General features: G+C 59.0%; 20 protein-coding genes. 11 read left to right on the forward strand and 9 right to left on the reverse strand.

Annotated features, from left to right (window positions below):
- Positions 1-8: 8 nt before the first annotated feature.
- From PSH76_RS09200 to PSH76_RS09230, 7 genes are read right to left on the reverse strand one after another with little or no spacing between them, the layout of a single operon-like run.
- Positions 9-446, reverse strand: coding sequence for a hypothetical protein (locus tag PSH76_RS09200; protein WP_032902057.1), 438 nt, complete (start codon positions 444-446; stop codon positions 9-11).
- A 10-nt stretch (positions 447-456) separates the two neighbouring features.
- Positions 457-1,290 carry an enoyl-CoA hydratase/isomerase family protein gene (locus PSH76_RS09205; protein ID WP_032902055.1) on the reverse strand — a complete coding sequence of 278 codons (834 nt, stop codon included), beginning with the start codon at positions 1,288-1,290 and terminating at the stop codon, positions 457-459.
- Between the two features lie 37 nt (positions 1,291-1,327).
- The gene (locus PSH76_RS09210; protein ID WP_032902085.1) at positions 1,328-2,062 is read right to left on the reverse strand and encodes a nitroreductase family protein; all 735 of its coding nucleotides are present in this window, start codon (positions 2,060-2,062) and stop codon (positions 1,328-1,330) included.
- The gene (locus PSH76_RS09215) at positions 2,062-2,982 is read right to left on the reverse strand and encodes an alpha/beta fold hydrolase (RefSeq protein ID WP_032902053.1); all 921 of its coding nucleotides are present in this window, start codon (positions 2,980-2,982) and stop codon (positions 2,062-2,064) included. The genes PSH76_RS09210 and PSH76_RS09215 overlap by 1 nt, the downstream gene beginning before the upstream one ends.
- Positions 2,979-4,670, reverse strand: a complete 1,692-nt coding sequence (locus tag PSH76_RS09220) for an AMP-binding protein (protein ID WP_032902052.1) — start codon at positions 4,668-4,670, stop codon at positions 2,979-2,981. Before PSH76_RS09220 ends, PSH76_RS09215 begins: the two co-directional genes overlap by 4 nt.
- 12 nt (positions 4,671-4,682) lie before the next feature.
- The gene (locus PSH76_RS09225) at positions 4,683-6,458 is read right to left on the reverse strand and encodes an acyl-CoA dehydrogenase family protein (protein WP_050587209.1); all 1,776 of its coding nucleotides are present in this window, start codon (positions 6,456-6,458) and stop codon (positions 4,683-4,685) included.
- 21 nt (positions 6,459-6,479) lie between these two features.
- Entirely contained in the window at positions 6,480-7,277 is a 798-nt protein-coding gene (locus tag PSH76_RS09230; RefSeq protein WP_032902051.1) for a crotonase/enoyl-CoA hydratase family protein, read from the reverse strand.
- Positions 7,278-7,445: 168 nt separating this feature from the next.
- Between PSH76_RS09230 and PSH76_RS09235 the strand changes: the two genes are divergently transcribed.
- The gene (locus tag PSH76_RS09235; protein WP_032902049.1) at positions 7,446-8,021 is read left to right on the forward strand and encodes a TetR/AcrR family transcriptional regulator; all 576 of its coding nucleotides are present in this window, start codon (positions 7,446-7,448) and stop codon (positions 8,019-8,021) included.
- Here PSH76_RS09235 and PSH76_RS09240 read toward each other — a convergent pair.
- Positions 8,018-8,605 carry a TetR/AcrR family transcriptional regulator gene (locus PSH76_RS09240; RefSeq protein WP_077748055.1) on the reverse strand — a complete coding sequence of 196 codons (588 nt, stop codon included), beginning with the start codon at positions 8,603-8,605 and terminating at the stop codon, positions 8,018-8,020. The genes PSH76_RS09235 and PSH76_RS09240 overlap by 4 nt on opposite strands.
- Positions 8,606-8,734: 129 nt before the next feature.
- Between PSH76_RS09240 and PSH76_RS09245 the strand changes: the two genes are divergently transcribed.
- Positions 8,735-9,130 (forward strand): cupin domain-containing protein, encoded by a 396-nt coding sequence (locus PSH76_RS09245; RefSeq protein ID WP_050587208.1) that lies wholly within the window; start codon positions 8,735-8,737, stop codon positions 9,128-9,130.
- Between the two features lie 8 nt (positions 9,131-9,138).
- Here the strand turns inward: PSH76_RS09245 and PSH76_RS09250 are convergent, their stop codons facing one another.
- Positions 9,139-10,593, reverse strand: a complete 1,455-nt coding sequence (locus tag PSH76_RS09250) for a site-specific integrase (RefSeq protein WP_032902046.1) — start codon at positions 10,591-10,593, stop codon at positions 9,139-9,141.
- Positions 10,594-11,127: 534 nt separating this feature from the next.
- On the opposite strand from PSH76_RS09250, the gene PSH76_RS09255 reads away from it, so the two are divergent.
- The 9 genes from PSH76_RS09255 (at position 11,128) to PSH76_RS09295 (ending at position 25,163) form a co-directional block, all read left to right on the forward strand.
- The gene (locus tag PSH76_RS09255) at positions 11,128-11,292 is read left to right on the forward strand and encodes a hypothetical protein (RefSeq protein ID WP_305493937.1); all 165 of its coding nucleotides are present in this window, start codon (positions 11,128-11,130) and stop codon (positions 11,290-11,292) included.
- Between the two features lie 287 nt (positions 11,293-11,579).
- Entirely contained in the window at positions 11,580-13,064 is a 1,485-nt protein-coding gene (locus PSH76_RS09260; RefSeq protein ID WP_305493938.1) for a sigma-54-dependent Fis family transcriptional regulator, read from the forward strand.
- Positions 13,065-13,229: 165 nt separating this feature from the next.
- The gene (locus PSH76_RS09265) at positions 13,230-13,901 is read left to right on the forward strand and encodes a VWA domain-containing protein (RefSeq protein WP_108574128.1); all 672 of its coding nucleotides are present in this window, start codon (positions 13,230-13,232) and stop codon (positions 13,899-13,901) included.
- Positions 13,901-14,602, forward strand: a complete 702-nt coding sequence (locus tag PSH76_RS09270; RefSeq protein WP_305493939.1) for a PP2C family serine/threonine-protein phosphatase — start codon at positions 13,901-13,903, stop codon at positions 14,600-14,602. The genes PSH76_RS09265 and PSH76_RS09270 overlap by 1 nt, the downstream gene beginning before the upstream one ends.
- Entirely contained in the window at positions 14,599-15,993 is a 1,395-nt protein-coding gene (locus tag PSH76_RS09275; RefSeq protein WP_038848920.1) for a protein kinase, read from the forward strand. The genes PSH76_RS09270 and PSH76_RS09275 overlap by 4 nt, the downstream gene beginning before the upstream one ends.
- Before the next feature lie 6 nt (positions 15,994-15,999).
- Positions 16,000-19,407 carry a DEAD/DEAH box helicase gene (locus PSH76_RS09280; protein WP_305493940.1) on the forward strand — a complete coding sequence of 1,136 codons (3,408 nt, stop codon included), beginning with the start codon at positions 16,000-16,002 and terminating at the stop codon, positions 19,405-19,407.
- Positions 19,391-20,884: a hypothetical protein gene (locus tag PSH76_RS09285; protein WP_016978914.1), complete on the forward strand. Its 1,494-nt coding sequence runs from the start codon at positions 19,391-19,393 to the stop codon at positions 20,882-20,884. The genes PSH76_RS09280 and PSH76_RS09285 overlap by 17 nt, the downstream gene beginning before the upstream one ends.
- Positions 20,884-23,340: an AAA family ATPase gene (locus PSH76_RS09290; RefSeq protein ID WP_305493941.1), complete on the forward strand. Its 2,457-nt coding sequence runs from the start codon at positions 20,884-20,886 to the stop codon at positions 23,338-23,340. The genes PSH76_RS09285 and PSH76_RS09290 overlap by 1 nt, the downstream gene beginning before the upstream one ends.
- Positions 23,337-25,163 carry a hypothetical protein gene (locus PSH76_RS09295; RefSeq protein ID WP_305493942.1) on the forward strand — a complete coding sequence of 609 codons (1,827 nt, stop codon included), beginning with the start codon at positions 23,337-23,339 and terminating at the stop codon, positions 25,161-25,163. Before PSH76_RS09290 ends, PSH76_RS09295 begins: the two co-directional genes overlap by 4 nt.
- Positions 25,164-25,189 lie beyond the last annotated feature (26 nt).

Below are 25,189 nucleotides of genomic sequence, written 5' to 3' on the forward strand. Positions count from 1 at the left end.
TCAAAGGGTCAGCGAAGTACCATCAAATAGACACCGCAGGCGAGTGCCATTAGCCCAGCCGGGATGGCCAGCAAGGAGATCCGGTCGATCAGCTTGGACTGATAAATGACATCGGCGAGGTCGTCTGTCTCTGCGGATGCACGTCGCTTCAGTACGGGCACAAGGCACAGTGCATTGCCGAGAACAGCGATGCCTCCTGCCACAACTTTTAGGGCATAAATGCCGTCGAAGCGCGCAGGCTCGATGAGCAGCAATCCGGTCACCAGCACCACGCTGAAGGCGGGCATCTCGAAGAACAGATCGATCTGGCTGTGCAGCCTGGCGACTGTGAAGCCCTGACTCCGACTCTGTGCTCGGGTGCGTTCAAGCAGGTACTCGACCGCTACGACGCCCAGCCAGAAGGCCACGGCGAAAAGATGTAGTTGAAGCAAAAGGTTAAATCGCATGGTGTTCTCCTCAGTCCCTGATCAAACCTGGCGTCTTAGTTGGTGCATCGGAGCGTCTGTCGGGATGATCGCGCTCAAGAAAGCGACGCAGCCCCTCGCGGGTCTCGGGTTGATGGATGGAACGGTTGAAGCACTCCGCCTCGATGCGCAAGCCCTCAGCCAGGGGTTGACCATAGCCGCGGATCGCGGCCTCCTTGTCCGCGCACATGGCGGGTTGAGGGAGGGCACAGAGGAATTTGGCCAGCTCCATCGCACGCTCCAGTGAGCGCCCTTTGGGGACCACTTCATTGGCCAAGCCAATGGAGAGGGCTTCAGAGGCCGAGATGACCTTGCCTGTCAGGATCAGCTCCATTGCCCTGCCCAACCCCACGATGCGCGGCAGGCGTTGGCTGCCGCCATCGGCCAGGCCAATGTTCCAGCGGCGACAGGTCACACCGAAGGAGGCGTGCTCCTCGGCGATGCGCATGTCTGCGAAGCAGGCCCATTCCAGGCCGCCGGCGTAGGCAGCGCCATTCACAGCAGCGATCACGGGCTTGTAGATGTCCGTCCAACGGCTGGGTCCGAGAATACCCGGGCGCTCGCCGCGGTCGTGCGCAGCAATCTCGTCCGCGGTGGAAGGCACCAGGTCAAATCCTGCCTCAAGGTCTCCACCGGTACAGAAAGCTTTGTCGCCGGCACCAGTGATGATCGCAACCAGAGCACTCTGGTCATCCCGGAAACGTGTCCAGGCCTCCACCAGCTCCAAGTGGGTGGTTGGCCCAATGCAGTTGCGCTTGTCTGGGCGATTGAAACGGATGACCCTGATAGGGCCGTGTGTCTCATAGTCGATTTGGGTAAAAGCCATAGCAGCTAGCCCTCTTGTTATTGTTCTGTGCGGATGATCAATGCCACGCCACGCGCTGATTGAGCGGGAAGCGCAACCGTGGGTTGTAGACCGCGCGTTCTCCCGGCATCCCGACCGCCAGCAGCATGACTGGGATTGCGCCTTTCGGAACGGGCAGCACCTGCTTCAGACGCTTCTCATCGAAGCCCTCCATGGGGCAGGTGCTGTAGCCGTGGCTCTGGAACGCCAGCATCAGGTTCTGCGCCGCCAGCGCTGTCGACTTCACGGCCCAGAGTCGCATCTGTTCCAGGCTATTGGGCGTGCGCATGACGGGGCGCCTGAAGCCCATCAGCCTGACCATCTGTCGTTTGAGCAAACCGCGCCAACCCAACCAGCCCTGGTTGTACTGGAATGGGGCGCTGTTCTTGTAGAAATGCTCAATCGCCTTGGGCACAGCGGGTTCTGGCCAAAGCCTGAGTACATCGGCACATGCCTGTTCCCAGGTGTTCGAATGTGCGAACACGGCAATGATCAGCGGTGCTTTCGCAGCGCTCTGGCCCAAACACACAGGCTGCAGTTGTTGCAGGAGATCGGGATTGCGTACGACATGAAAAGACCAAGGCTGCAGATTGCATGAGCTAGGTGCCAGCATTGCCAGCTCCAGGCACTCCTGGATAACCGCCTTGGGCACCGCTTCGGCCGTGAAACGTCGCACTGCGCGCCGACTTTCGACCAGTGAGCGGAATACCTTGGCGGATGCAGAAAACTCTGTGCGTGGCGCGGTGGTGCTCATCAGCGGCATCCCGTGCCAGCGCGACTTTGCGTCGTTGTACTGTTGCTCTGCGCCGCAAACCAGTTGAGCACCTCGTCCCAGGCATCCGTAGCTGAAGCCCGGAAATACCCCATGTGACCGATGGGGTGCTTTTTCGTCTCGGGATGGAGATCACGCGTCAGCAACGGAGCATTGCGATAACCCTTGAGGAAGGCGTCTCGCGAGGCAGGAGGCGCCCATGGGTCATCCACCGCATTGGCGAAGACGCAGGGCATGCGGACTTCTGCATAAAGGCTGGCGACCGGAGCCATTGAGGGATCGTCGAAGAAGTAATGGGGGTGGGCACACCAGCGCCGCCAGTCTTTGTAGACACCCAGCGGCAGGTCATCGCCCATCCCCAGCATGCTCCAGGCCATGTAGCCCTTGTACGCGACGATCAGCGGCAGAACACAAGACCACAGCAGGCGAACCTTGAAGGCTTCAAGCCTGGGCATCCACCCGGCCCATCCGGCGCCAGTACCGAAGCAATAGGCAGAAGTGATCTTGTGATGATTGGGCAGCAAGCCCAGAGCATGCCCACCAAAGGAGTGGCCGACCCAGAACAGCGGAGTCCTGCCATCGTCCATGTGCTCAACGGCTGCTGCCAGATCGCGAAAGCCCCAGTCCAGGTAGGACATCTCGAAACCTTTCAGGGATGTGGGCCTGGACTCTCCGATACCTCGGTAATCGACAGTCAGGACGTTGAAGCCTTGTTTACTGGCATGCTCGGCGAAGCGGCGGTAGAAACGCTGTTGCACACCGGTCGCACCGGCCATGATCAGGTTGCCCTTCAGATTGCCCTGTGCTGAATAGCGGGTGGCGGCGAGGCGGTAGCCGTCGTCGGCCACTAGCGTCAGTTGATCAATCACCGAGAAGGTGGCGGCTGAATTAGGCAGAGTCATTCAGAGCACTCCTGCTGTTCTGCGCCAACCAGTTCTTTTCGGAGAATCTTGCCCACATTGCTCTTGGGCAAGTCGTCTCGGAAGATGATGCGGCGGGGACGCTTGTAGCTGACTAGATACTTTTCGCAGTGTGCGATCACGTGGGCCTCATCCAGATAGGGTTGGCGACGAACGACGTAGGCGATGGGTATTTCTCCGGCCTTCTCGTCAGGAGCCGGCACGACCGCCGACTCCATCACCCCGGGGTGAGCATTCAGAACTCGCTCGATCTCCGAAGGGAAGACTTTGAATCCCGAGGAAATGATCATTTCCTTTTTGCGGTCGACCAGGCGCAGATAGCCGTCCGGGTCGAAGAGACCGATGTCCCCCGTGCGGAAGAAGCCATCGCTGGTGAATGCAGACGCGTTTTCTTCGGGCCGTCGCCAGTAACCGGCCATGATGGCGGGGCTGCGCACACATATCTCGCCGGCACCGACGGTGACCTCGTCGTCATTCTCGCTTCGTAGGGAAATTTCAATTCCCGCTACTGGCAAACCTACCGAGCCGGGGCGGGAGCGTCCGGCCGGGTTGCAGGAAATCAGTCCGGTTTCAGTCATACCGTAGGCTTCGGTGATATGGCAGCCAGTGATCCGGTGCCAGAACTTGGCCGTGGACTCGCTGACCGGCATGCCCGCACCGAGGCAGAGAGCGAGGTCCGTGAAGTCCTGCGAGTGAAATTCTTCGTTCTCCAGGAGCGAGTTGTAGAGGGTGTTGACGCCGGGGAAACTGCTTATGCGGTGCCGGGACCACTCTTTGACAAACGCCGTGGTATCGCGTGGATTCATCACCAATACCGCTTTACCGCCTTTGGTCAGGGTGAAGAGCAGATTGCCCAGGCCGAGAATGTGGTAGAGCGGCACCGCGAGCAGCAACACGTAATCCGGCTCGGCCCTGCCTAAAAGATGCGGACGCAGAGCCGAATGCTGTTGGCCAACGTTGAACAGCAAAGCCCGATGACTGATGGGCACTCCTTTGGGCTGCCCTGTAGTGCCACCGCTATAGATTATGAAGGCCGTCTGCTCGGCTGTAATGGGCGCGCGTTGACTTAGTTTGGTCGCACGAGTCGCTACGACCTTGCGCCAGTCGACGGCTCCTTCTATGCGGGTGAACTTACTACCCAAGCGTCGATGAGCTACCCAATTAACCAATGTCCGTCGCCAGCCTAGTTGATCACCTGGGGCGACTTGCACAGCAATACTTACACCGGCCTTGAGCATGGCCTGCTGGACACCCTGGCCCATGGGTTCGAAGAGAAATACAGCTTTGACTTCACTGTCCTTGAAAACCTGCGCCAGCTCCTGCGGCGTATACAAAGGGTTCACACAGACGGCGATCAAACCCGCCCGGATTATTCCCAGGCACGCCACCGGATGGGCGAGCATGTTCGGCAAAGCGACTGCAACCCGAGCTCCCGGTTGCAGCCCCTGGTTGATCAACCAGGTCGCTACCGCAGCACTCAGATTCTGTAATCGCTCGTAGCTTATGTTGGCACCCATTGCCGACACGGCCGGGGCTTTAGGCGTTTTCATAGCGCTACGCTGCAGCAGCTCTTCTATGGTGCAAACCCCAAGGTCAGCAAGCTCGCTGCCACTCTGCCGGGTACTGACTAACTTCAGTTTCTCATTATCTTTTTTATTTGAACGATTCATCTGTGGTCCGCCCTAGCAGAGTTGGATCTGTTCGAGCAGCCCAAGACGCGATGCATTGCGCTTCAGCTTTTCGATAAGTGAAGGAACACGTACTTCGGCTTCGGAAAAATACAGACGGGCCAGGGCAGGTTTGCTTCTGAGGAATTTTTCATCAGAAGTTGACGGCGCGGCGGCATCCGCGATCCATGCCCACAAATAGCCAAAAACAACGGTACCCAGCAGTTCAAGGAAGTCCGGCGCAACCAAACCCACAACGTCCCGGTTGAAAACCGTATCGACCGATAGTTGCTGAACCAATGGTTCGAACTCGGCCCCCCATGACGCCAAGGTCGTGACGACCCCTTCCAGTCCTGGACGCTGGCGCAGACGCTCGGCTAGCGCGGGGATGTGGCTGAGGAAGATCCCCAAGCGCTGTCCCTGATCGCTCAGGGTCTTGCGCCCCAGCAAGTCCAGAGACTGGATGTAGTTTGTGCCTTCATAGATCGGACAGATGGCCGCATCGCGCAGCAGCTGCTCCATGCCGGTTTCGACGATGTAACCGTGCCCACCGAACAGCTGGAGAGCGGACGAGATATGTGTACCCGCGTGCTGAGACAGGTAGCCCTTGACGATGGGGGTCAACAACTCTGCCAGCTGTGAGGCCTGCTTACGTCGCGCGTCATCCGGGTGGCAACGCGCTTCATCAAGCAGGGTGCCGACCCAGGCGCAGAGCAAGCGTGCTGGCTCAATAAACAGCCGCTGCTGAACAAGGCTCGACTTGACGCCAATATGACTTAACAGAGGGTCAGCGGGTTGATCGGGGTGCGTGGCACCATTCAGCGCGCGGCCTTGCAAGCGCTCCTGGGTGTAGCGCAGCGCGTTCTGGTAAGCGACCTCGGTCAAACCTACGGTTTGGACACCGACGGCGAGCCGTGCGCTGTTCATCAGCAGGAACATGCAGGCAAGGCCACGGTTCAATTCGCCGACGCGGTAGCCCCTGGCATTCTCGAATGCCAGGGCGCATGTGGCGTTGGCACGAATGCCATGCTTGTGCTCAAGCGCGATGACCGACACCCCGTTGGCTGAGGCAGGAACCTCCAATTGGTATTTCGGCACGACGAATAGGCTGAGGCCGCCAGTACCTGCCGGGGCCCCTTCCGTTCTGGCGAGCACCAGGTGAACGATGTTCTCGGTCAGGTCGTGATCGCCGTTCGAGATGAATATCTTGGTTCCACTCAGGAGGTAGGAGCCGTCCGACTGTGTGACTGCAGTCGTGCGAATCAAACCAAGATCGCTGCCAGCCTGAGGCTCGGTAAGGCACATGGTGCCAAGCCATTCGCCACTGGCTAGCTTGTCGGAAAACAGGGATCGAACCCGCTCATCGCCGAATCGGTCGACACAACGGAGAACACCTTCGCGCACGTTGGCGAAAATGCTGAAAGACAGGTTGGTGGAGGCGAGCATCTCGTCAAAAAAGACACCTGCCGTTCCTGGGAAACCTTGCCCCCCAATGGACAGTGGGACCGTCAGAGCAGGCCAGCCGTTCTCCTGAAACAGGCGGTAAGCTGACTTGAAGCCCTGTGGGGTTTTGACCCCACCCTGTTCAAGCCTGCAACCCTCGGCATCGCCGCTGCCGTTCAAGGGCAGCAGTTGCTCTTGGGTGAGCTCGGCACCGACCTCCAGAGTGGCCCTGAACAGGTCGGCGTCGATATGGTGGTGCTCTGGCAGCAGAGGCAACAGCTCTGAAAGTCGAAGAACCTTGTGAGCGAGGAAGTTGAACTCCTCCAGTGGTGCTTGGTACTGCAGCATCTCTTGCCCCTGCCTTATTGGTTAACGACCTTTGAACACCGGTTCGCGCTTCTGCATCATCGCCATGACGCCTTCACGCACGTCTTCGCTCTTGATCAGCGTGAACAGCAGTTCGTTGAGCTTGGAGAGCGCAGCATCGTCACCCTCGTCGCGCGCCTGGAAGGCAGACTGCAGGGTGGCCTTGATGGCCAGCGGTGCGGCTTTGGCGATGCGCTCGGCGTACTCGATGGCGCGCACCAGCTCTTGGCCGGACTCAACGACCTCTGTCAGCAGACGCATACGCAGAGCATCGTCAGCACCGAACTCTTCACCGGTCAGCATGTAGCGCATGGCATCGGTCCAGCCGGCAGCTTGGGTAAAGCGCACGGTGGAACCGCCAGATGGCGGAATGCCGCGCAGTACTTCCAGGTGAGCGAAGCGGGTGTTGCTGGCGGCGATTGCGATGTCGGCGTTGAGCACCAGCTCGATGCCCGCGGTCCAGCAGGTGCCTTGCACGGCGAGGACCACTGGTTTGGTGCGGCGCGGCTTCGAGACACCCCACGGGTCGATACCCTCGTCCGGGTACTTGAAGCCGCCCGAAGCCAGCTTCGGCGTCAGCTCCATTAGATCAAGGCCTGCCGTGAAATGGTCGCCGTGGGCGAACACGACGGCGCAGCGCATTTCATCGTTGCGCTCGAATTCACCCATGGCCAGGGCCAAGTCATTGAGCATGGCGCTGTCGAAAGCATTGCGTTTGCCGGCCCGGTCGAGGCCGATAAGGAACAGATGACCACGCTGCTCTCGAGTGACGCGACCCGGACCGCTGTTTGCTTCGCTCATGAGAGCTTCTCCTGACTTTATGAGGGGCTGCCTGGTTTTTTCCAAGCTGAAGATACTTACCGAATGTTCGGTTAGCTGAAACTAAACAAACATTCGGTAACCGTCAAATTGTTGCAGCAAGGCTTATGACGTAGAATCAGCGAGGATTATCGAGAGCAGGTTTACCCCGTGCGCCCATTGAAAGTATCCCGCGATGAACTGCTGCAGCGCTGCGCCAACACTTTTAAGCGTCTCGGCTACCACGGCACCACCATGGATGCCTTGTCGGTTGCTTGCGGGCTGACCAAGGCGTCCTTCTACCATCACTATCCCAACAAGGAGTCGCTTCTGAGGGATGTGCTGGAGTGGACCCATGGGCGCTTGAAGCAATCGCTGTTCTCCATCGCTTTCGATGAAAGCCTGACTCCTCAGGAGCGACTCACAAGCATGGGGCGCAAGGCAAAGAAACTCTTCCAGGACGACTCGATTGGATGCTTGATGGGTGTTGTGGCAGTCGATGCCGCTTATGGGAAGGTCGATCTCATGAAGCCGATTCGGCACTTCATGGATGACTGGGCCGCCGCATTCTTCAAGCTCTACAGCGTCGGGCACAGCCAGGAGGACGCGCAGAATCTGGCGCGACAGCTGGTGGCTGATTTCGAAGGGGCTATTCTGCTGGCTCGTATCTATGGCGATCCGAGATACATAGATGCGGTCACTGAGCGTGGACTGCGGCAGCTGGAGCCCGCGGGTGCTGGTGGCTAGGCCAGTTCCCGTGCAAAACTCCGTTTCACTTCCTGCCAGATAAGGTCGAGCGGTGCCGCGCTGCGCGCGGCTCGGCACAGGGCAACAGAGCCCTCGATAGAGGCAATGGCCAGCAGCGCCAGGCTGCGTGAGCGAACGTCGGTCACTCCGGCCTCCTGCAGCGACCGGCCGACAATCTCCTGCCACTCACCAAAGATAGCGTTGGCTTGATCCAGTAACTGCAGCTGGATCTGAGCTTCGAGCTCCGGTTCAGGCTCGCCGCGCTGGTCGGAAGAGTACTGCTCAACCGCCACGGCCAGCACTGCACAGCCGGCTTGGAAGGCTGTCTCTTCAAGCGTTTTTCGCCACAAGGCAACGAAGAGCTCCATGCCTTTCACAGGGCCATGTTTGCTCAGCAGCTGTGCCAGCGGCTCGCTGACTTCCCGGCCGGCGTGCTCCACGGCTGCTTCGAGCAGTTGGCGCTTACCGCCAGGGAAGTGGTGGGTGATGGAGCCGCGTGGCGTGTTCGAGTGGCGCACGACCTCGCGCATGCTGGTTGCAGTCATCCCCTTGCGGCGCAGTAGATCCGCAGCGCCGACGATCATTCGGTCACGAGTGGAAGTAGTCATCTTAATAAATTATGCCATCTGTCATATTATGGTGTAGCCTCAGGCTCGACTATGCCACTTGTCATAGTCGTACATCCACCTATTCCGCTACGAGGCACCGAAAAGATGACTGCTCGTCCTAAGCTCCCCAATCCGATCGATTCTGTAGTTCTGGCATCGTTGGACACTCCCGATGGATGGCTTGAGTACCCGCTGGGCAATGATGTGATCGAGGGCAATCCGGACACTCGGATGAAGCTCTTGCGAACCGTTGGCGTGAAAACCCCGCACAAGTCCGTGGCGTTCTTCACCTCTCGTCCTGCGAAGTTTCATTGGCGCTTCGAAAACGATGAGGCTTTTGTGCTGATCGAAGGTCGTATCGCAATCACTATGGACACTGGTGAGAGGTTCGAAATGGTTGCGGGGGATGCCGTATCGATTCCGGCTGGGCACACGGGGGTCTGCGAGGTCTTCGAGTTCAGCCGGAAATTCACCGTGGTTACCAGTGGAATCGCTGATTAACGGTAGACCTATGAAGGTGACCATGTCTCTGTAGCCGCGTACGCTGGAAAAGACATCATCGACTCGGTCGGTGGGTGTTCGTAGGTTGAGGACAACACGGCACCGAGTCGATCACCCAACAGATTCCAGGCGCGTTTCTTCTCTTCGGCATAATCGTGATGCAGATAGTGTCGCCTCACCCGGGAGCCGGCAAGCACATGGTTCTGACATCGATCAATGACGTCCAGGCTGACCCCCAAGGCCTGCATCATGGTCGCGCCTGTGCGGCGTAGGTCATGCGGTGTCCAGTCGCCATTCTGGCCGTCGGCAAGCACCAGTGTATCGTCATGGCGACGTCTGGAGAGGGCTTTGCGGTTTTTGAATCGGGCCTGGCGGTCACCCACCTGCTTACTCACCACTTTCACGTCCACATGCCCATCATCCTGCTTGTTCGGAAAGCACCATTGAGTATCGCCCGTCATGGTCTTGAGTTCCTGAAAGAAGTGCAGGGCAAAGGGTGAGAGGAAAACATAATGGTCTTGTTTTTTGCGCCGGCTGCCTTTGACGTTCCCGCTCGGGATGAACCAGGTATGGTTCTCCAGATCGACATTCTTCCATTCGGCCTGAAGCAGTTCACCGATCCGGCATAACGTTCCCAAACAGATCCAAAGCGCAAGTTGGGACTCTGGTTTCAGGGGGCGAATTCCACCGTACTTCTCGCCGGCAGGTAGCGCTGCATAGTCGGTAGTCATTTTCTGAAAGCGTTGGTGTAATTCTTGAAGTTCGGTGGAGGAGAGGGTCCGAGTACGTTCCTCTTGGTAGTCACTGGGTACAAGCTTATCGATTTCGACCAAGTCTGCTGGATTTCCGTCGATCAGCAGTGTTCGCCATGGCTGTCGTTTCTGGGCCCATCCAAACATCTGAACGATATCCGAAAAAAGACTAATGGCTTGGCGAGTAGCGCCGCGAGCCATGACGGAACGCACCAGACCCCGCAGGTCATGCTCACTGACTGTACTGATGACTTTTGAGCCAACGGCGGGGTAAAGATCTTTCGCGAATTTTCTCCGTAGCTCGGCATTACCATCCTTTCGTGCCACACCATCGCGAAGCCATTCTCCCGCTAGGTCTAGCAGCGTTAGCTCCATAGATTTTTGCTGATCGGCTTCTGCGAGTTGTGCAGCCAGCTCCGCTTTCAGTCTGACCTTCCCTGCGCGCTTGTTCTCATTAGGATTGATCCCTTTTGCTACAAGGTCTCGTGCTTCGTTGCGCTCCTTGCGGATTTCGGTCAACGACTTGTTTGGCCAGGTACCACACGAGAAGCGGGTGTAAATCCTTTCCCAGCGAAACTGGAAGTAAAAGGGGATGGCGATACCTTTTTTGCGGAGTGAAACCCTGCCCGCGAGGCTGCCTTCGTCGCGTATGATGATGCCGACATCCTGCTCGGTCAGTGCTTCCAATTCCTTGGCAGTGAGCTTGGCCATAATCAACCTCCTGATAAGTTTACTCCCACATTTACTCCCACTAATTCGTCAGCTAAGGGTAGATCAGGATAGAGGTCGTTGGAAGAGTGAAGCGCTCAAAGGCCTTGTTTTACTGGGTTTGAGGATTCTATAGGGGCGCAGCGCGAACCAGGGATGCATAATGCATAACTGAATGGGGTGCTAGGGGTCGAGTGTTCGAATCACTCCGTCCCGACCATATAATTCAAAGGGTTGCGAGATTTTATCTCGCGACCCTTTTTATTTTTCCGCGTTTTTACCCCCACAAAACGGTCAGCTCTGAGTGGATTTTTCGCATGTGTTACCAATATCGAATTTTGCTCTAGGAGCTTTTATCAGGCGGCTCGCTTCGGTCTAGGTAGCGGCCATTCGATGATGGGACGAGAAATCAGTAACGATAAAGGGACATTGCGGCTCTCACTAGAAGAGCTTTCATCCTGCTATCAGCTCAAGAGTGTCCTCTTGGCTGACCAATTCCGGCACTCCATTGGGCATAACGACAAAGGATGGGCGCGCATGGACGACATCGCTCAATCCCTCACGCTCCAAGAAGAAGCCCAGCCCAAAGAGGTAAAAACCTTGCCACCTTGGTGGCGAATTGCAGCTGGTAAATTTCCAGAGTGTCATACCTGTGATAGGCGAATTTCGCATCTCGAACGAGAAGATTGGTCATTTCGTTAATCGACTCTTGCACGTAGCTCTGCTTCCAAGGCATTCAAGATTCAAAATCTGGCGGATTGCATAAGCACTGATTGGAGCCGCCTCCATCGTGGTGGAGAGTGCGTGTAGCCTACCGCATCAGCCTGATGCTAAATCGAAGTAAATAGGATCACGTGGGTGCCTACTAACGGATAGATGTTAAATGGCCACTTTTTAAGTATAAAGGCATTTGATTTGATATCTGGTAGCGATAGTCCTTGATCGTGATGAGGGCCTTCGTTAGCAAAAGGATTTGTTGGAGCCCTGGGATGGTTGCGGTAAAGCATAAGGTTTTGGTCAGTTGGATCGGCGCTAACGATTTAAAAGCGGTGACCGGCGAGGAGGCGGGGCCTGTCCGGTCGGCCCTCGCTGCTGTCGATTTCGATAGCGTCGAACTCTTGTGTGCGTACCCTGCGGAGCAGGTTGAGCGTTATCTTCGCTGGCTCCGCGAGCAAGTCGATATTCCCGTCACTGCCTATGTCGAGCCGTTATCCTCCCCAGTGCATTTCGGCGAGATTTATCACGCGGCCAATCGGCATCTGCAGCGGTTGGTGGGAGAAGGGGTACATCTTTCCATCTTGCTGAGCCCCGGAACACCTGCGATGCAGGCGGTGTGGATCCTGTTGGGCAAGACCCGTTACCCCGCAGTGTTCTATCAATCTTCGTTGGAACAAGGTGTCCAGCAGGTTGATATCCCCTTCGAAATCGCTGCCGAGTATGTTCCAGCGGCCAGCGCAATCAGCGGCAGCCAGTTGACCAAACTGGCTGAGCAGCAAGTGCCGGTGGATGCCGCGTTTGACAGCATTGTCGCGGAAAGTGGTCGCATGCTGGCCATCAAGGCACAGGCCCACGTTCTTGCTGAGAAAGGCGTGCCGGTCCTTATCTATGGAGAGACGGGTACCGGCAAAGAGTTGTTTGCCCGAGCCATCCACAACGCAGGAACGCGCGCTAGCCGGCCGTTCGTCACTGTCAACTGCGGTGCAATTCCCTCTGAACTTGTTGATTCCGTGCTCTTCGGCCACAAAAAAGGTGCGTTTACCGGCGCGATTGAAGATCGGCTTGGGGTGTTCGAACAGGCTCATGGCGGGACGCTATTTCTTGATGAGTTCGGTGAGCTGACCTTGGCCGTGCAGGTGCGGCTATTGCGTGTACTGCAAGAGGGCACCTTCACGCCGGTCGGTGCCAGTCGTGAAGTGCAGGTGAATGTGCGCCTGATCACCGCCACTCACCGCAATCTGATGGCAGACGTCGCACAGGGCAGTTTCCGTGAGGACCTGTTTTATCGCATCGCTGTAGGTGTCCTGCATCTGCCGGCGCTGCGCGAGCGCGAGGGTGACCTGCAGCTCTTGACCGATGCGCTTCTGGACGGTATCGGCAGCCAAGATTCCAGCCTGAAGGACAAAAAGGTTTCGCTGGAGGCCAGGGAACTCATCCAACGGCACCCGTGGCGCGGCAACGTTAGGGAGTTACATGCCACCTTGCTGCGCGCTGCGCTCTGGTGTCAGGACTCGCTGATTACCCGGGGCGATATTGACCAGGCGTTGTTCAAACTGCCGGCGCAGGACAACGACCTGATGGCGATGGATGTGTCCCAAGGGGTGGACATCAACCACATCATTTCCAAAGTCGTGAGCCACTACGTGCGTGGCGCATTGGCCGCCACGGGCCAGAACAAAACCCGAGCCGCCTTGCTCCTGGGGCTCAAGAGCCAGCAGACCCTGAGCAAGTGGATCGAAAAGCACTGTGTCGAATAACAAGCGAGCGTAAGAAAAATTACTTTGAAGTAATAAATGTTATTTTTTTCGGGCGTTATTGATCCTTGTATTTCGTAAATTATTGTTCTTAAACAAATAAATTATTCTGGCACGAAGCTCGCTATAACCAGGACGTCACTTACTGATTACCAAGGAACCGTTGAAATGTCAGAGCTAAAGAAATTCCAGATCCAAGCTGCCCGTCCTTTGCCTGTGATTGTGCTGGCGGACACCAGTGGCAGCATGTCGGAGGGCGGCAAGATCGAGGCGTTGAACAGCGCGCTCCAGGACATGATCGCCACCTTTGCCCATGAAAGCCGCCTGCGCGCTGAAATCCAGGTGAGCGTGATCACCTTTGGCGGCAGCAGCGCAGAGTTGAACCTGCCCTTGACCCCGGCCCATCAAATCCAAAGTTTCAGCCAACTCACGGCGGATGGCGCCACGCCCTTGGGCGGCGCATTGCGCCTGGCCAGCCAACTGATCGAAGACAAAGACATCGTGCCGTCCCGCGCCTACAAACCGGTGATTGTGTTGGTCTCCGATGGTTACCCCAATGACGAGTGGGAGACGCCTTTTGCGCAATTGCAAAATGGTGAGCGCTCCTCCAAGGCCACGCGCTTCGCCATGGGCATCGGTGCCGATGCAGATGTGAGCATGCTGGCCGACTTCGCCAATGATCAGGAAGCGCCGCTGTTTCAAGCCTCTGAGGCACGGGATATTCATCGCTTCTTCCGTGCCGTGACCATGAGCGTCAGCGCCCGTAGCCAGTCGTCGACCCCCAATCAAACGCTCCCGTTGGAGCTGCCGTCTGCCGATGATCAAGACTGGGAATTCTGATGCGCCTGGCAGCGTCTGGTGCCAAGGTCATCGGGCCGGGGCACCTGCAGGACGGCGTGGTCAACCAGGATGCCATGGGGGTCTATGGCGTGCGTCAGGGGTGGTGCATCGCGGTCTGCGACGGCCTGGGCAGCCGGCGCCTGAGCCACATCGGCTCCAGCAAGGCGGTACACCTGGTCAAGCAACATGCCAGGCAGGCCTTCGCCGTTTCTGCACAAACACTGGGCCAGGCCATTCGCTTGTCCTGGCTTGAGCATTTCGGCACCCGCTATCGCGATTACGAAACCACCTGCCTGTGGGCCCGGGTCGATGCCCGCGGCCGTGGGCAGGCCGGGCAGATAGGGGATGGGCTGCTGCTGCTCAAGAGCCGAGGTGCCTTCCGGGTGATCAGCGCGGCGCGCCAGGGGTTCGGCAACCAGACCGACACCCTGGCCCAGGCAGGCGAGGGGCTGTGGCAGACCTGCGAATTCGAATTGGTACTGCCCGGCGATGGCGTGCTGCTGATGACGGACGGCATCAGTGACGATCTGATCCCCGAGCAGTTGGAACCCTTTTTCGATGTGATTTACCGCCGCCTTGCCCGCAGCAACAGACGCCGCATGCGCACCTGGCTGGAGCGAGAAATGCACGCCTGGTCCACGCCACTTCACGGTGATGACAAGAGCATCGCCGGTATCTTTCGAACGGATCACAAACAATGACCGCTACCCAGCGCAGTACCAAGCATGTCCTGGATGAAAAGGGCACTCGCTACGACTTGTTGAGCGAGATGAGCCGTGGCGGGCAAGGTGTGGTGTATCGCACACAATTGCCCACTGTCCTGGTCAAGGGCTTTATCCATACTGACCTCGATGCCAAGCAACGCTGGCATCGTCATATGGCATGGTTGATCCGCCAGGACCTCAGCGACCTGAAACTGGCGCGACCGCTGGCACTGCTCAAGCCGCCGCGCTTTGGCTATGTCATGGAGCTGATGGACGGGCTGGTTCCATTGCAAAGCCTGTTGGACAGTTTTGTCGCCGCCGAGGACGATGCCGCCAGTGATTACCTGGCCCAGGGCGGCCTGCGTCGGCGGGTGCGTATTCTGTGCCAGTTGGCCAGGACCTTGAACCAGCTGCATGGGCGCGGCATGCTCTACGGCGACCTGTCCCCGGCCAATATTTTTGTGTCGGATGATCCCGGGTTTGCCGAAACCTGGCTGATCGACTGCGACAACATCAGCCTGCAGGCCCACAGCGGCCTGACCCTTCACACCCCCGACTATGGCGCGCCGGAAGTGGTGCGCGGCGAGGCCATGCTGTCGAGCCTGACGGACTGCTGGAGCTTTGCCGTCATCGCCTATCGCGTGTTGACCCACAACCATCCCTTTAAGGGCGAACTGGTCGAACTGGGTGAGCCGGAGGAAGAGGACGCGGCACTGCGAGGGGAGCATCCATGGATCAATGATTCGGATGACCCCGACAATGCCTGCTTTGCCAACCTGCCGTTGCAATTGGCCGAACACAGCCGCTTGCCCGCGCTGTTCAGTCGCTGCTTCGAGCAGGGCAAGCAAGATGCAATCGCCCGCCCGGGTATCGCCGAATGGTTGGAAGCCCTGGTGGAGATCGACGAACGCATGGTTGAGTGCGCCGAATGCACCTCCACCTCGTTGATGCCGGGCACTGGCGTTGACCCTGCGCACATGGCCTGCTTTTTTTGCGATGCACCGGTCGACGCCAACCTGGTGGTGTTCGAGGAGTTCATCTGCCTGGCGCCGGAAGAAAGGGACGCCGAACTGCCTGACCACCGCATCGCCACCGGTCGCCGTGTGTACCTGCAACCGGGGGCAAACCAAGAGCTCAAGCGGTTGTTACCCTCGTTCAGTTATGACCGTTGGCCCACCGACCATGTACGCCTCGAATACACCGGCAAGGGCCTGGGGATCCACCAGTTGCCAGACGGCGAGCTGTACCTGCAAGGCGAGGGCGATCCCAAGCAACTCGGGGAATTCCAGGGGCTCAAGGCGGCACGTCGTGGCCAGTATGACCAGCCGTACCAGTTGCATATCGGCCCTCCCGGGGAAACCCATGTCGTCTGGCAATTCCGGTGGTGATGAACGATGAACCTTCAAGAATTCCCATTGTTTTGCGCGGATGTGTTGAGCCTCTCGACGACTGAGGAAACCCAGTCCTTGCGCGTGAACGAAGCGATCACCGTTCAGCGCTACCAGGATGATTGGCTGGTGGTGCAGGGCGACGAACGTATCGTGGTGACCTGCAATCCGTCGCAAAGCACCCTGTTCGGCCCTTTGGCGTCACGGGACCAGGTGCGCTGGATGCTGGCAGCGTGCAAAAAAAACCAATTGCAGGTGCAGTACTGCGCACCTGCCGATGTATCGGCCATGAACCTGGAGTTCAGGGTCGACGGGCTGATTGCCGACAGCCTGTATACCCATCAGGAAATCGGCCAGAACGATGTCGAACAGGCCTGCCAGTGGATGCAGGAGCAGTTTGTGGTCAAAGGTGCGCTCGAAGGTGATTGGCTGGCCCTTTCGCGCTTCAACAACACCGCAGCCAAGGGCAGCTTCCAGGTGTTGGGCATGGGGTGGCGCGCCGATATCGAGCGCACCGCCGACGGTGCGCTGCTGGTAAAACGCGTGGCTCGCCATGTGCGGCGCAGCGATTCGTTTTCGTTACTGGTGGGTGACTTTGCCTTTCGGGACGCGTCGGTCGCGGCGCAGCTCAATAGCCCTGCCCAGCAAGTGTTGCTCAACGCTATGCTGCGCGACAATGCGGGCTACCTGGAATTGTGGAACCTGTACAACGACAAGGAGTGGCAACGCGCGCTGCAACAGGCCCAGACCCTCAAGGCGTTGCGGTTTGTGCGCTATGAAAGTTTCCAGAACGGGCGAGAAAACGCCTGGCGCTTGTGGCCCAAGTCCCCAGAGGCTTACCAACTATTCTGCGAGCGTCACAAGGGCCTGGACTTGTCCCGCGATACCCAGTTCGACCTGGGGGACGCGCCGCCGGACTGGTCGGAAGAATTGAGCAATGAAGCGCCGTCCGCCTCGTTTGCCCCGACACCCCGTGGGCGGATCCGCTTTGAAGCACAGTGTCTGGTGTTCACGCCGGTGTCGACCCATAACGACGTTAAACCCAAGAGCCCCGAGGGCTGGCTGTACCTGTCCGTTGCCGGTAACCGCACCGTTGGCAAGCGACGCCTTATCGCCAAGCAGTCCATTGATTCCGGCAGGCGCTTGCCGTCACTCAGGTGGTTGCTCGAAGGTTTGGCCATACCGGCGGAGCGGCGCCGCACGCTCAAGGGCCTGACAGCCTACGCTAACGAGTCGTTTAAAGGTGGCCAACCCACAGACAAACAGATCGATGCGTTGGACAAGGCACTCAATACGCCGGAACTGGCGATCATCATCGGCCCTCCCGGTACCGGCAAGACCCAGGTGATCGCAGCCTTGCAGCGCAGGCTGGCGGAAGAAACGCGCGAGCAGAACATTGCCGGGCAGGTTCTGATCAGCAGCTTTCAGCATGATGCCGTGGATAACGCCCTGGAGCGCAGCGACGTGTTCAAGTTGCCGGCCACACGCATCGGCGGCAAGCGTCGAGATGTTGAAGAAGACAATCGCATCGATCCCTGGCTTGAACGCCAAGTCGAGCATGTCCAGGGCAAAATTGCCCAGGAGTACGAACGCTATCCGGAATTGGAGCCCGTCAGCCGCCTGTCACAGGCCTTGTTGATGACCCGTGTCTCAAACCTTTCACCAGCAGAACGGGCCGATGCATTCAAGGACATGTTGGCGACGGCCCGTTCACTGGTGCAACACGGCCTGCTCCTGCCGGCGCGCTTGGAACAGGCGTTGCAGGACTATATCGATCAGATCAACCCTCTGCCTCGCGGACGCGGCGCCGACGCAGTCGACAGCGCAACCCTGCGCCGCATTCGCGCCCTGCGGGTTAAGCCTGGCGCCTTCAGTGATGACGGTGCCGACCGTGCGTGGGACTTGCTCAGTTGGTTGAAGCGCCACGATGTAGCGCTCGGTGAGGGAATGCGCGAGCTGCTGGAGCAAGCCGCCGATTGCCGGCAGGCCTCGCAGGATTTATTGCAGCGCCTGGCCGAGGGCAAGAACCGCTTGTTGGATCGCTTCCTGCCGGATTACCGACCTGCGCAACTCAAGCACCAACTCGATGCCCTGGGCGTCAGCTTGATCGACCAATTGGAACAGCATCTGCAAGACAAGATTTCCCAGCGCAAGCTGGGGGTGGCCTGGGTACTGGAGCAACTGGCTGGCAGTTTGGAAATGGACCGTGCCGCCGCCGTGGCGGCGGCCCAGGAATACTCCATGGTGGTGGGCGCCACCTGCCAGCAGGCGGCCGGACGCCAGATGGCCAGCCTCAAGGCCGTGTCAGACCTGGACAGCATGGACATCGAGTTCGACACCGTCATCGTTGATGAGGCCGCGCGTGCCAACCCGCTGGACCTGTTCGTGCCCATGGCCATGGCCAAGCGGCGCATCGTGCTGGTCGGCGATGACCGCCAGTTGCCGCACATGCTGGAGCCAGAAGTCGAGAGCCAGTTGCAGGAGGAGCATGCACTCACAGCGTTGCAGCTGGAGGCCTTGCGCTCGAGTCTTTTCCAGAGGATGCGCCTGATGTTGCAGGACCTGGAGAAAAAAGACGGCATTCGCCGCGTGGTGATGCTCGACACACAGTTTCGCATGCACCGCGTGCTGGGGGATTTTGTCAGTGCACAGTTTTATGAAAAAGTCGGGTTAGAGGCGGTCAAGACCACGCGCAAGGATGATGATTTTGCGTTTGCGCCGGACTTTATCCGGGCCTTGGGCAACGACGGTGGGCATTACGAAAACAAGGTCTGCCAGTGGATCGATGTGCCGGCCAGCGCGGGCCTTGCGCAACGTCTGGGAGGGACTAGCCCCATGCGCGAGACCGAAGCCGAGCGGGTCGTGGAAGAGGTTAAGCGTTTGATGATCGCGGGCGGTGAAGCCCTCTCCGTGGGGGTGATCACGTTTTATGCCGCACAGCGTGACCTGATCATGGAAAAACTGACCCAGGTGCAGATCGATGGTGTGCCCTTGATGGAACGCAAGAGCACCGGCATCGAGCCCCATGAGCAATTCAAGTGGGCGAAAAAAGTCCGCAGTGATGGGTCTGAGTACTCAGAAGAGCGGCTGCGGGTTGGTTCGGTGGATGCCTTCCAGGGCAAGGAGTTTGATGTGGTGCTGTTGTCCTGTGTACGCACCGGCCCGCAAGGTCGGCGCGGGCCGGCCGGGCGTGCCGAAGATAGCCCGGAGAAGTCCCGGGAGACCCTGCTCAATGAGCAATACGGCTTCCTGCGGTTACCCAACCGGATGAACGTGGCCATGAGTCGCCAGCGCCAGATGCTGATCTGCGTCGGTGATGCGGCACTGGCGACCCATGTCGATGCAGAGGAGGCCGTGCCTGCCCTGGTGGCGCTGCACCAACTCTGTGGAGGTGCGCATGGCAGCCTTCGGTGAATCCGGAACCTACCTCAAGTTCGGCGAAAGGCCCCACGGCAGCGCTCGTGCCGTGTTGTGGCCGGTATGGGTGCATCGGGTGCTGTACCCCGAAGTCACGCGTGCACGGTTGAACCTGTTCCAACGTGCCGTATTGGGCCTGATCAGGGCCCAAGTGGTGCGGGCAGAGGCGATTGCCGAGCTGACCAACCTGCATGAAGACCTGGTCAAGCTGATCCTCGCCCAAGCCGTCAGCAATGGCTGGCTGGTGACCCGTGCGGATGCCGTTACCCCTAAGGGCTTGCGCATGCTGCTGGACGAGGAGGAGGCCAGTGCCAATCTCAAATCCGGGTACCTCTTCCAGGACGCGCTCGGAGGTGAACTGTGGCCGCGCTTCGAGGCACAGCTCAAGGACATCGTCCCGACCGAAACACGTGGACAGTTCCCGGTCTTTGCCCTGAACAGGAAAACCGGTCAAACGACTGCACCTTTTCTGCTTCTGCCCAACCAGCGTGTGCAGCCGGCCTGCAGCACGCCAGCGTTGATGAAAGCCTATCGGGATTATCGCGAGGACTACCGGGCAACGCTGCAGCTGTATGGCAAGGCCGACCTGCCCGAGCAGATCAAGCTGCAAGGGGTGGAGCGCCAGGACGCCCAGGCCCGACTCGCTCATGTACTGGTGTGGATTACGCCAGACCCGGATGGTGGGCAGTTGTGGGCAATCAGGGACCCGTTCGACCTGCGTGACCAGGCCTGGTGGATGGACAGCCGCTTGTTACCGTTGGTGAAGGCAAACCAGGGGCTGCTCAAGTACCTGTCCAGCCTGGTGGAGGCACCTCGCGGCGACGAGCAGAGCGTCGAACAGTGGCTGGCCGATCTGCAAAAGCAGGCGGATCTTCGGGTGTTAACCGAGTTTCCCTGGGTCGAGCGCCAGACGGATATCAAGCGTTACCTGGCAGCGCTGCTGTCCCGCCAGGAAAAACTGGCCCAGGGCGATACCGCCGAGAATGAGCTTGAAGCAGCCATGACCGAGTGCCAGAAACTGTTGGAGGTGGTGATGCAATGGCTGATCGGCACGTTCCCGGTCGATCCTGCCCTGATGCCCAGGGGAGAGCAGCGTGCTGACTATCGCGTCACTCGCCAAATCCTGACGTCGTTTCGGTTGCCCGCGTTCAACGCCGAGGTCGTTGGGCAATTGGCCCGGCAAAAATTGGATCAGGTCATCTCGGCGTGCTCCAGCCCCAGCAGCTCCCTAAAGGCACTGCTCTTTGCCGCCGGTTGGGGCGCCAGCAGCCATGCCGGGCATCCCTTCAAGACGCTGACCGAAGAGCAGCTGCAACTCGAACAGCTCCTGGCGCTGGCCACCCTGCGTAACCAGGGCAGCCACGCCCACAGCAAATTTACCGGCAAGAAAGTCACCCCCGTGACCGTGCCGATGGCGCAACAACATATTCAATACGCCCTGGGCTTTACCGAACGTTTCAAGGAATGGATGTAATGGCCAAAAATAATCGTAACGCCCCTTACAGCGCCCCGATAGGTGGCGCATCCGCACCTGCCAAGACTGCCAATCGCGTGCAATTGGAGAAGCAGGTGCCAATGTGGAGCGCCTCCTTCGGGAATGCCTCCAAGCTGTATTCCGGTGTGTCCCTGGCCCCTGATTTTTCGGTGGATGAAGCCTTCTTGAGCAAGCTGGTCGCCCACATCAGCGATGACGACAGCAAGGCGTTTTCGACCTGGATCGAGCGCTTCGCCCAGTTCTGTAAGGACCTGGGCAAGCGCGCAGATACACTGCTCGAAGAGTATGAGGAGCGCTGGGAACTGACCAACCAGGCTGGCCGGGAATGTGATGCGCGGATGCAACAGCTGGATGAACGCCAGGCCGTCCTTGATGTACAGCATGAGGCCCAGGCTCTTCGCCAGGCCGAGTTTGAACGCGTGCGGCAGCGACAGGCGCAAGCCGATGGCGAATTGGCGCAGCGCGAGCGTGAGGTCAAGTTGCGTGAGGTCAACGCCGAGGCCGGGTTTGCCGAGCAGAACCGCCTGGCGCTGGTGGTCCTCGAAGAGCGCCAGCGCATGTTGGGCGAACAGCATGACAGCGAAATTGGGCTGCTTCAGGAAGAAAAACAGGCCCTGAACCAGGAATTGCGCCAGCTCGCCAGGCAGCTCGCCGATGTGAAATTCCGTTGCACTGAAGCCGAGGCTGCCCGTGCCGATGTGTTGGATACCCGTGAAGATGCGCTTGCACAACGCGAGCAGCAGGTGGAGGACCGCACGCGCCGCCTGGACCGGGAGTGGGCCGCCGTCAAGGAGGCCAAGGCGACCCAGCAGGATCAGGTTGCGCGCGAGATGGAGCAGGAGCGCAACGGCTTCGCGCGCGATGTGGAACGCGTGGAAACGCGCGAGCGCAAGGCCTGGGCAATGGTGGATAAGAGTGCAAACGAGCTGTCCGAGTTGCAGTTGTTGAAAGCTCAGTTGGGGGATCAGTCGGCGACGGTCCTGCTTGACGAACTGAGTGCACTGCGTGAAGACAACAGGGCGCTGCTTACCCGGCTGGAACAATCCGATGCCGCAGAGCTGCAGGGCGAAAACGATAAACTTCGCCAGCATGTGGCGGACCTGGGCATGCAGATTGCCGACATCATGCCCAAATACGAGAAGGCCAATCGCGAAGTTGGCATGACGCGTGTCGCGGCCACTGACCTTGAATGGAGCGAGCGAAAAAGACGCGTGCTGGAGACTCATGCAACCGTCCTGGACGCCAGGATAAATGACCTGGCCACCACCGTTGAGCAACTGACCAACGCACAGAAAACCCAGACGCCATTCCCGGCCATGTCCTTGATGGACACCCACAAGGACTACCGTGCTGGCGCTGAGTTGGAGGGGGTGCAGGACCTCGGGCCGTTCGCGGTTGAATTGCAGCACCGCATCGCCACTGCAGAAGCCTCGGTCAAACTGTTCTATCCCATTGAAGACATCCGGGTGTTGTTGGGCGGCTTGGCCATGAGCCAGCTTCATGTGTTCCAGGGCATTAGCGGCACAGGCAAGACTAGCTTGGCCAAGGCGTTCGCCAAGGCCATGGGCGGCTTCTGCACGGATATCGCCGTACAAGCGGGTTGGCGTGACCGGGATGACCTGCTGGGCCATTACAACGCCTTTGAGCGGCGTTTCTATGAGAAGGATTGTCTGCAAGCCTTGTACAAGGCGCAGACCCCTCGCTGGGACGACGCCTGCAACGTGGTGCTGTTGGACGAGATGAACCTGTCCAGGCCCGAGCAGTATTTCTCCGAGTTCCTTTCGGCGCTGGAGAAGAATGATCCAAGGGAGCGCCTGATCAGTCTGTCGGAAGTCGCGCTGTCGGGTGCGCCGCTCAACCTCAAGAACGGCCGGGAAATACTGGTGCCGAATAACGTCTGGTTTATCGGTACCGCCAACCATGATGAATCCACCAGCGAGTTGGCCGACAAGACCTACGACCGTGCCCACGTGATGACCCTGCCCAAGCAGGATGCGGGGTTTGTCATCCAGCCTTACGAGAAGAAGCGGTACTCATTCTTTTCGTTGCAAAAAGCCTTCAATCGGGCGTGCTTGCTCCATGAGATGCCTGTAAAGGACCTGCTCGGTAGGCTGACCCGCGATGAATTTACCCAGCAACTGGCCAGCCATTTTGACCTAGGTTGGGGCAACCGCTTTGAGAAACAGGCACTGCGGTTTATTCCGGTCATGCTGGAGACCGGAGCGAGTGAGGGGCAGGCCCTCGACCATCTGCTGTCCACCCGTGTGATGCGCAAGGGCAAGGTGACTGGGCGCTATGACGTTGGCACCACAGATGTAACGGAGTTGATGAGCGCGCTTGAAAGCTTCTGGATCAAGGCGAACCTCAAGGGCGACCCGGTCAAATCCCTGGACCTGCTGACGGCGGACATCAAACGCCGGGAAGGGCATCGTTGAACTGGTTTGACCGACTGCTGGGCGAGCCCGTGGCCACGCTGCCCGGGCTGGTCGAGCCCGGGCGCTTCTGCTGGGCCGGCAAATCCGGCGTGACGATCAACGGCCACACCCTACTGCGGCAAGACATCCTGGTGCCCGATGGCAGCGACCGCTGCCTGCTGGACGAAGCGCTGCATGGGTTCGTGCCGTCGAACGCCCTGCTGTCTCCTCAGGCCGAGCTGTTTGCCAGTGCGCTTGAGTCCCTAGATGCAGAGTTTTCGCGGCAGGCAACCTTGAGGTCGCCGTTGATGCCGGCCGAGGTGATCAATGAGCAAAGCCATCTGTTGCCGTTCGAGGTGTCGCTGCTGGACGTGATCAGCAAGGGCCACTTGCACCAGGTATCACTGCGCCCGCGCCTGGATCTTCACTACGAAGATGAGGTCACGGATGTAGCCCGAGCCAAGCGCATGGCCAAAGGCGCGCTGGTGCACCTGGCGTCTCACTCGGAGTGCTGGCAGCGGCAGACCTTGAGCGGTGTCATCCCAAGGAAAGTGTTGGCGCGTTTCAGCGAGGACGACTACAACACTTACGAAAACCGTGTTTATGCGCGCCTGCTGGACCGTATCGAGCGGCATCTGTGGCGACGCATCGCGACCTTGGAGCAGATCCAGGGCACCCTGAGCAAGGCGCTGGAATTCTATGGGGCCGATGGCCTTGATCATCGCCTGGCCATTGCCATTTGCGCACTCTGGGGGCAAACCTTCAGTAACCAGGAAATGACCAGCGAAGCTTCACATTTACTGGGTGAAACCCTGCGGCAATTGAAGGCGGCCTCCAAGGCGATAGCCGGGTTGAAACAGACTGGGTTGTATCCGCTGGTGCCTCGGTCGGCGCAAGCCAGCGGTGGCCTGCACTTGACCAATATCCTCAGTCACGACGCGCACTATCGTCATGTGGCGGTCTTGTGGGAGGAACTACGCAAGGTACAGGGGCGTGCAGGCAAGCCCCCCCAGGAGCGCCTTCAGCAAAATCGCCAGTTGGCGAGTGCTTACTCACGCTATGCGGGGCTAATGTTGCGCCACGCCCTGGCCCCTTACCTGGATGGCAAGGATGAGGCGCAATGGGCGGGACGAACCCTGAGCCTTCGCAGTTCAGGCCTGGAGTGGGAACTGGTGAGTTCCATCCTGGGTACGGACGCCAAGGTGTTGCTGACGGTGGTGCCCTGGTTCAGCTTTACCGAGCGCCCGGACCATACTCCTGGCCTGCCCCAGAGGGTCATTGCCTGGCCCGCATTGGGGCAGGTGAACAACGAGGCGGCGCTGGAGGCGGGTTGGATAGCGCTTTCGCCCTTTGATCTCTACGGCGTGGAGCGCTTTGGCCATCTGGTTGATGCGATTCTCTGGCAGCCGCTGCTGCAGGCCTATGGCACGCCGATTACCAAGGTGCCGGGCACCGTGATGCGCGGGGCGGGGGGGGCGATGAGCGCCATCAGCCTGGAGATGGGATCGGCCCAGATGGTGCTTCGCGAGGTCTTGTCGGAAAAACACCTGGCCCAGTTGCAACAGGCACTGACCGCTGCGAACGCCGGTCAGCAGGCCGAGGCCCTGGGGCTGCGTCAGCAGGAACTCGTGGCGCTGCAGGCCTGCCCGGTCTGCGGGTCGTCCGTGCGGCTGGTATTCCAGCAGCCGGCCGGCTTCAAGGCCAACTGTGGCGACTGTGCAACCGAGCGCTACCTGCGCCACCAGGCAAGCCAGTGGGTGTATGAGCAGAAACTCAACGCAGAGATAGATTTCCGCAAGGTCGGGCGCCGGGCGACACACATCCAGGGGCCACGGCGCCCTTGACTTCATTTTGCTCTTCGTACGTATAA

Source organism: Pseudomonas sp. FP215 (assembly GCF_030687795.1).
GTDB lineage: Bacteria > Pseudomonadota > Gammaproteobacteria > Pseudomonadales > Pseudomonadaceae > Aquipseudomonas > Aquipseudomonas salmasensis.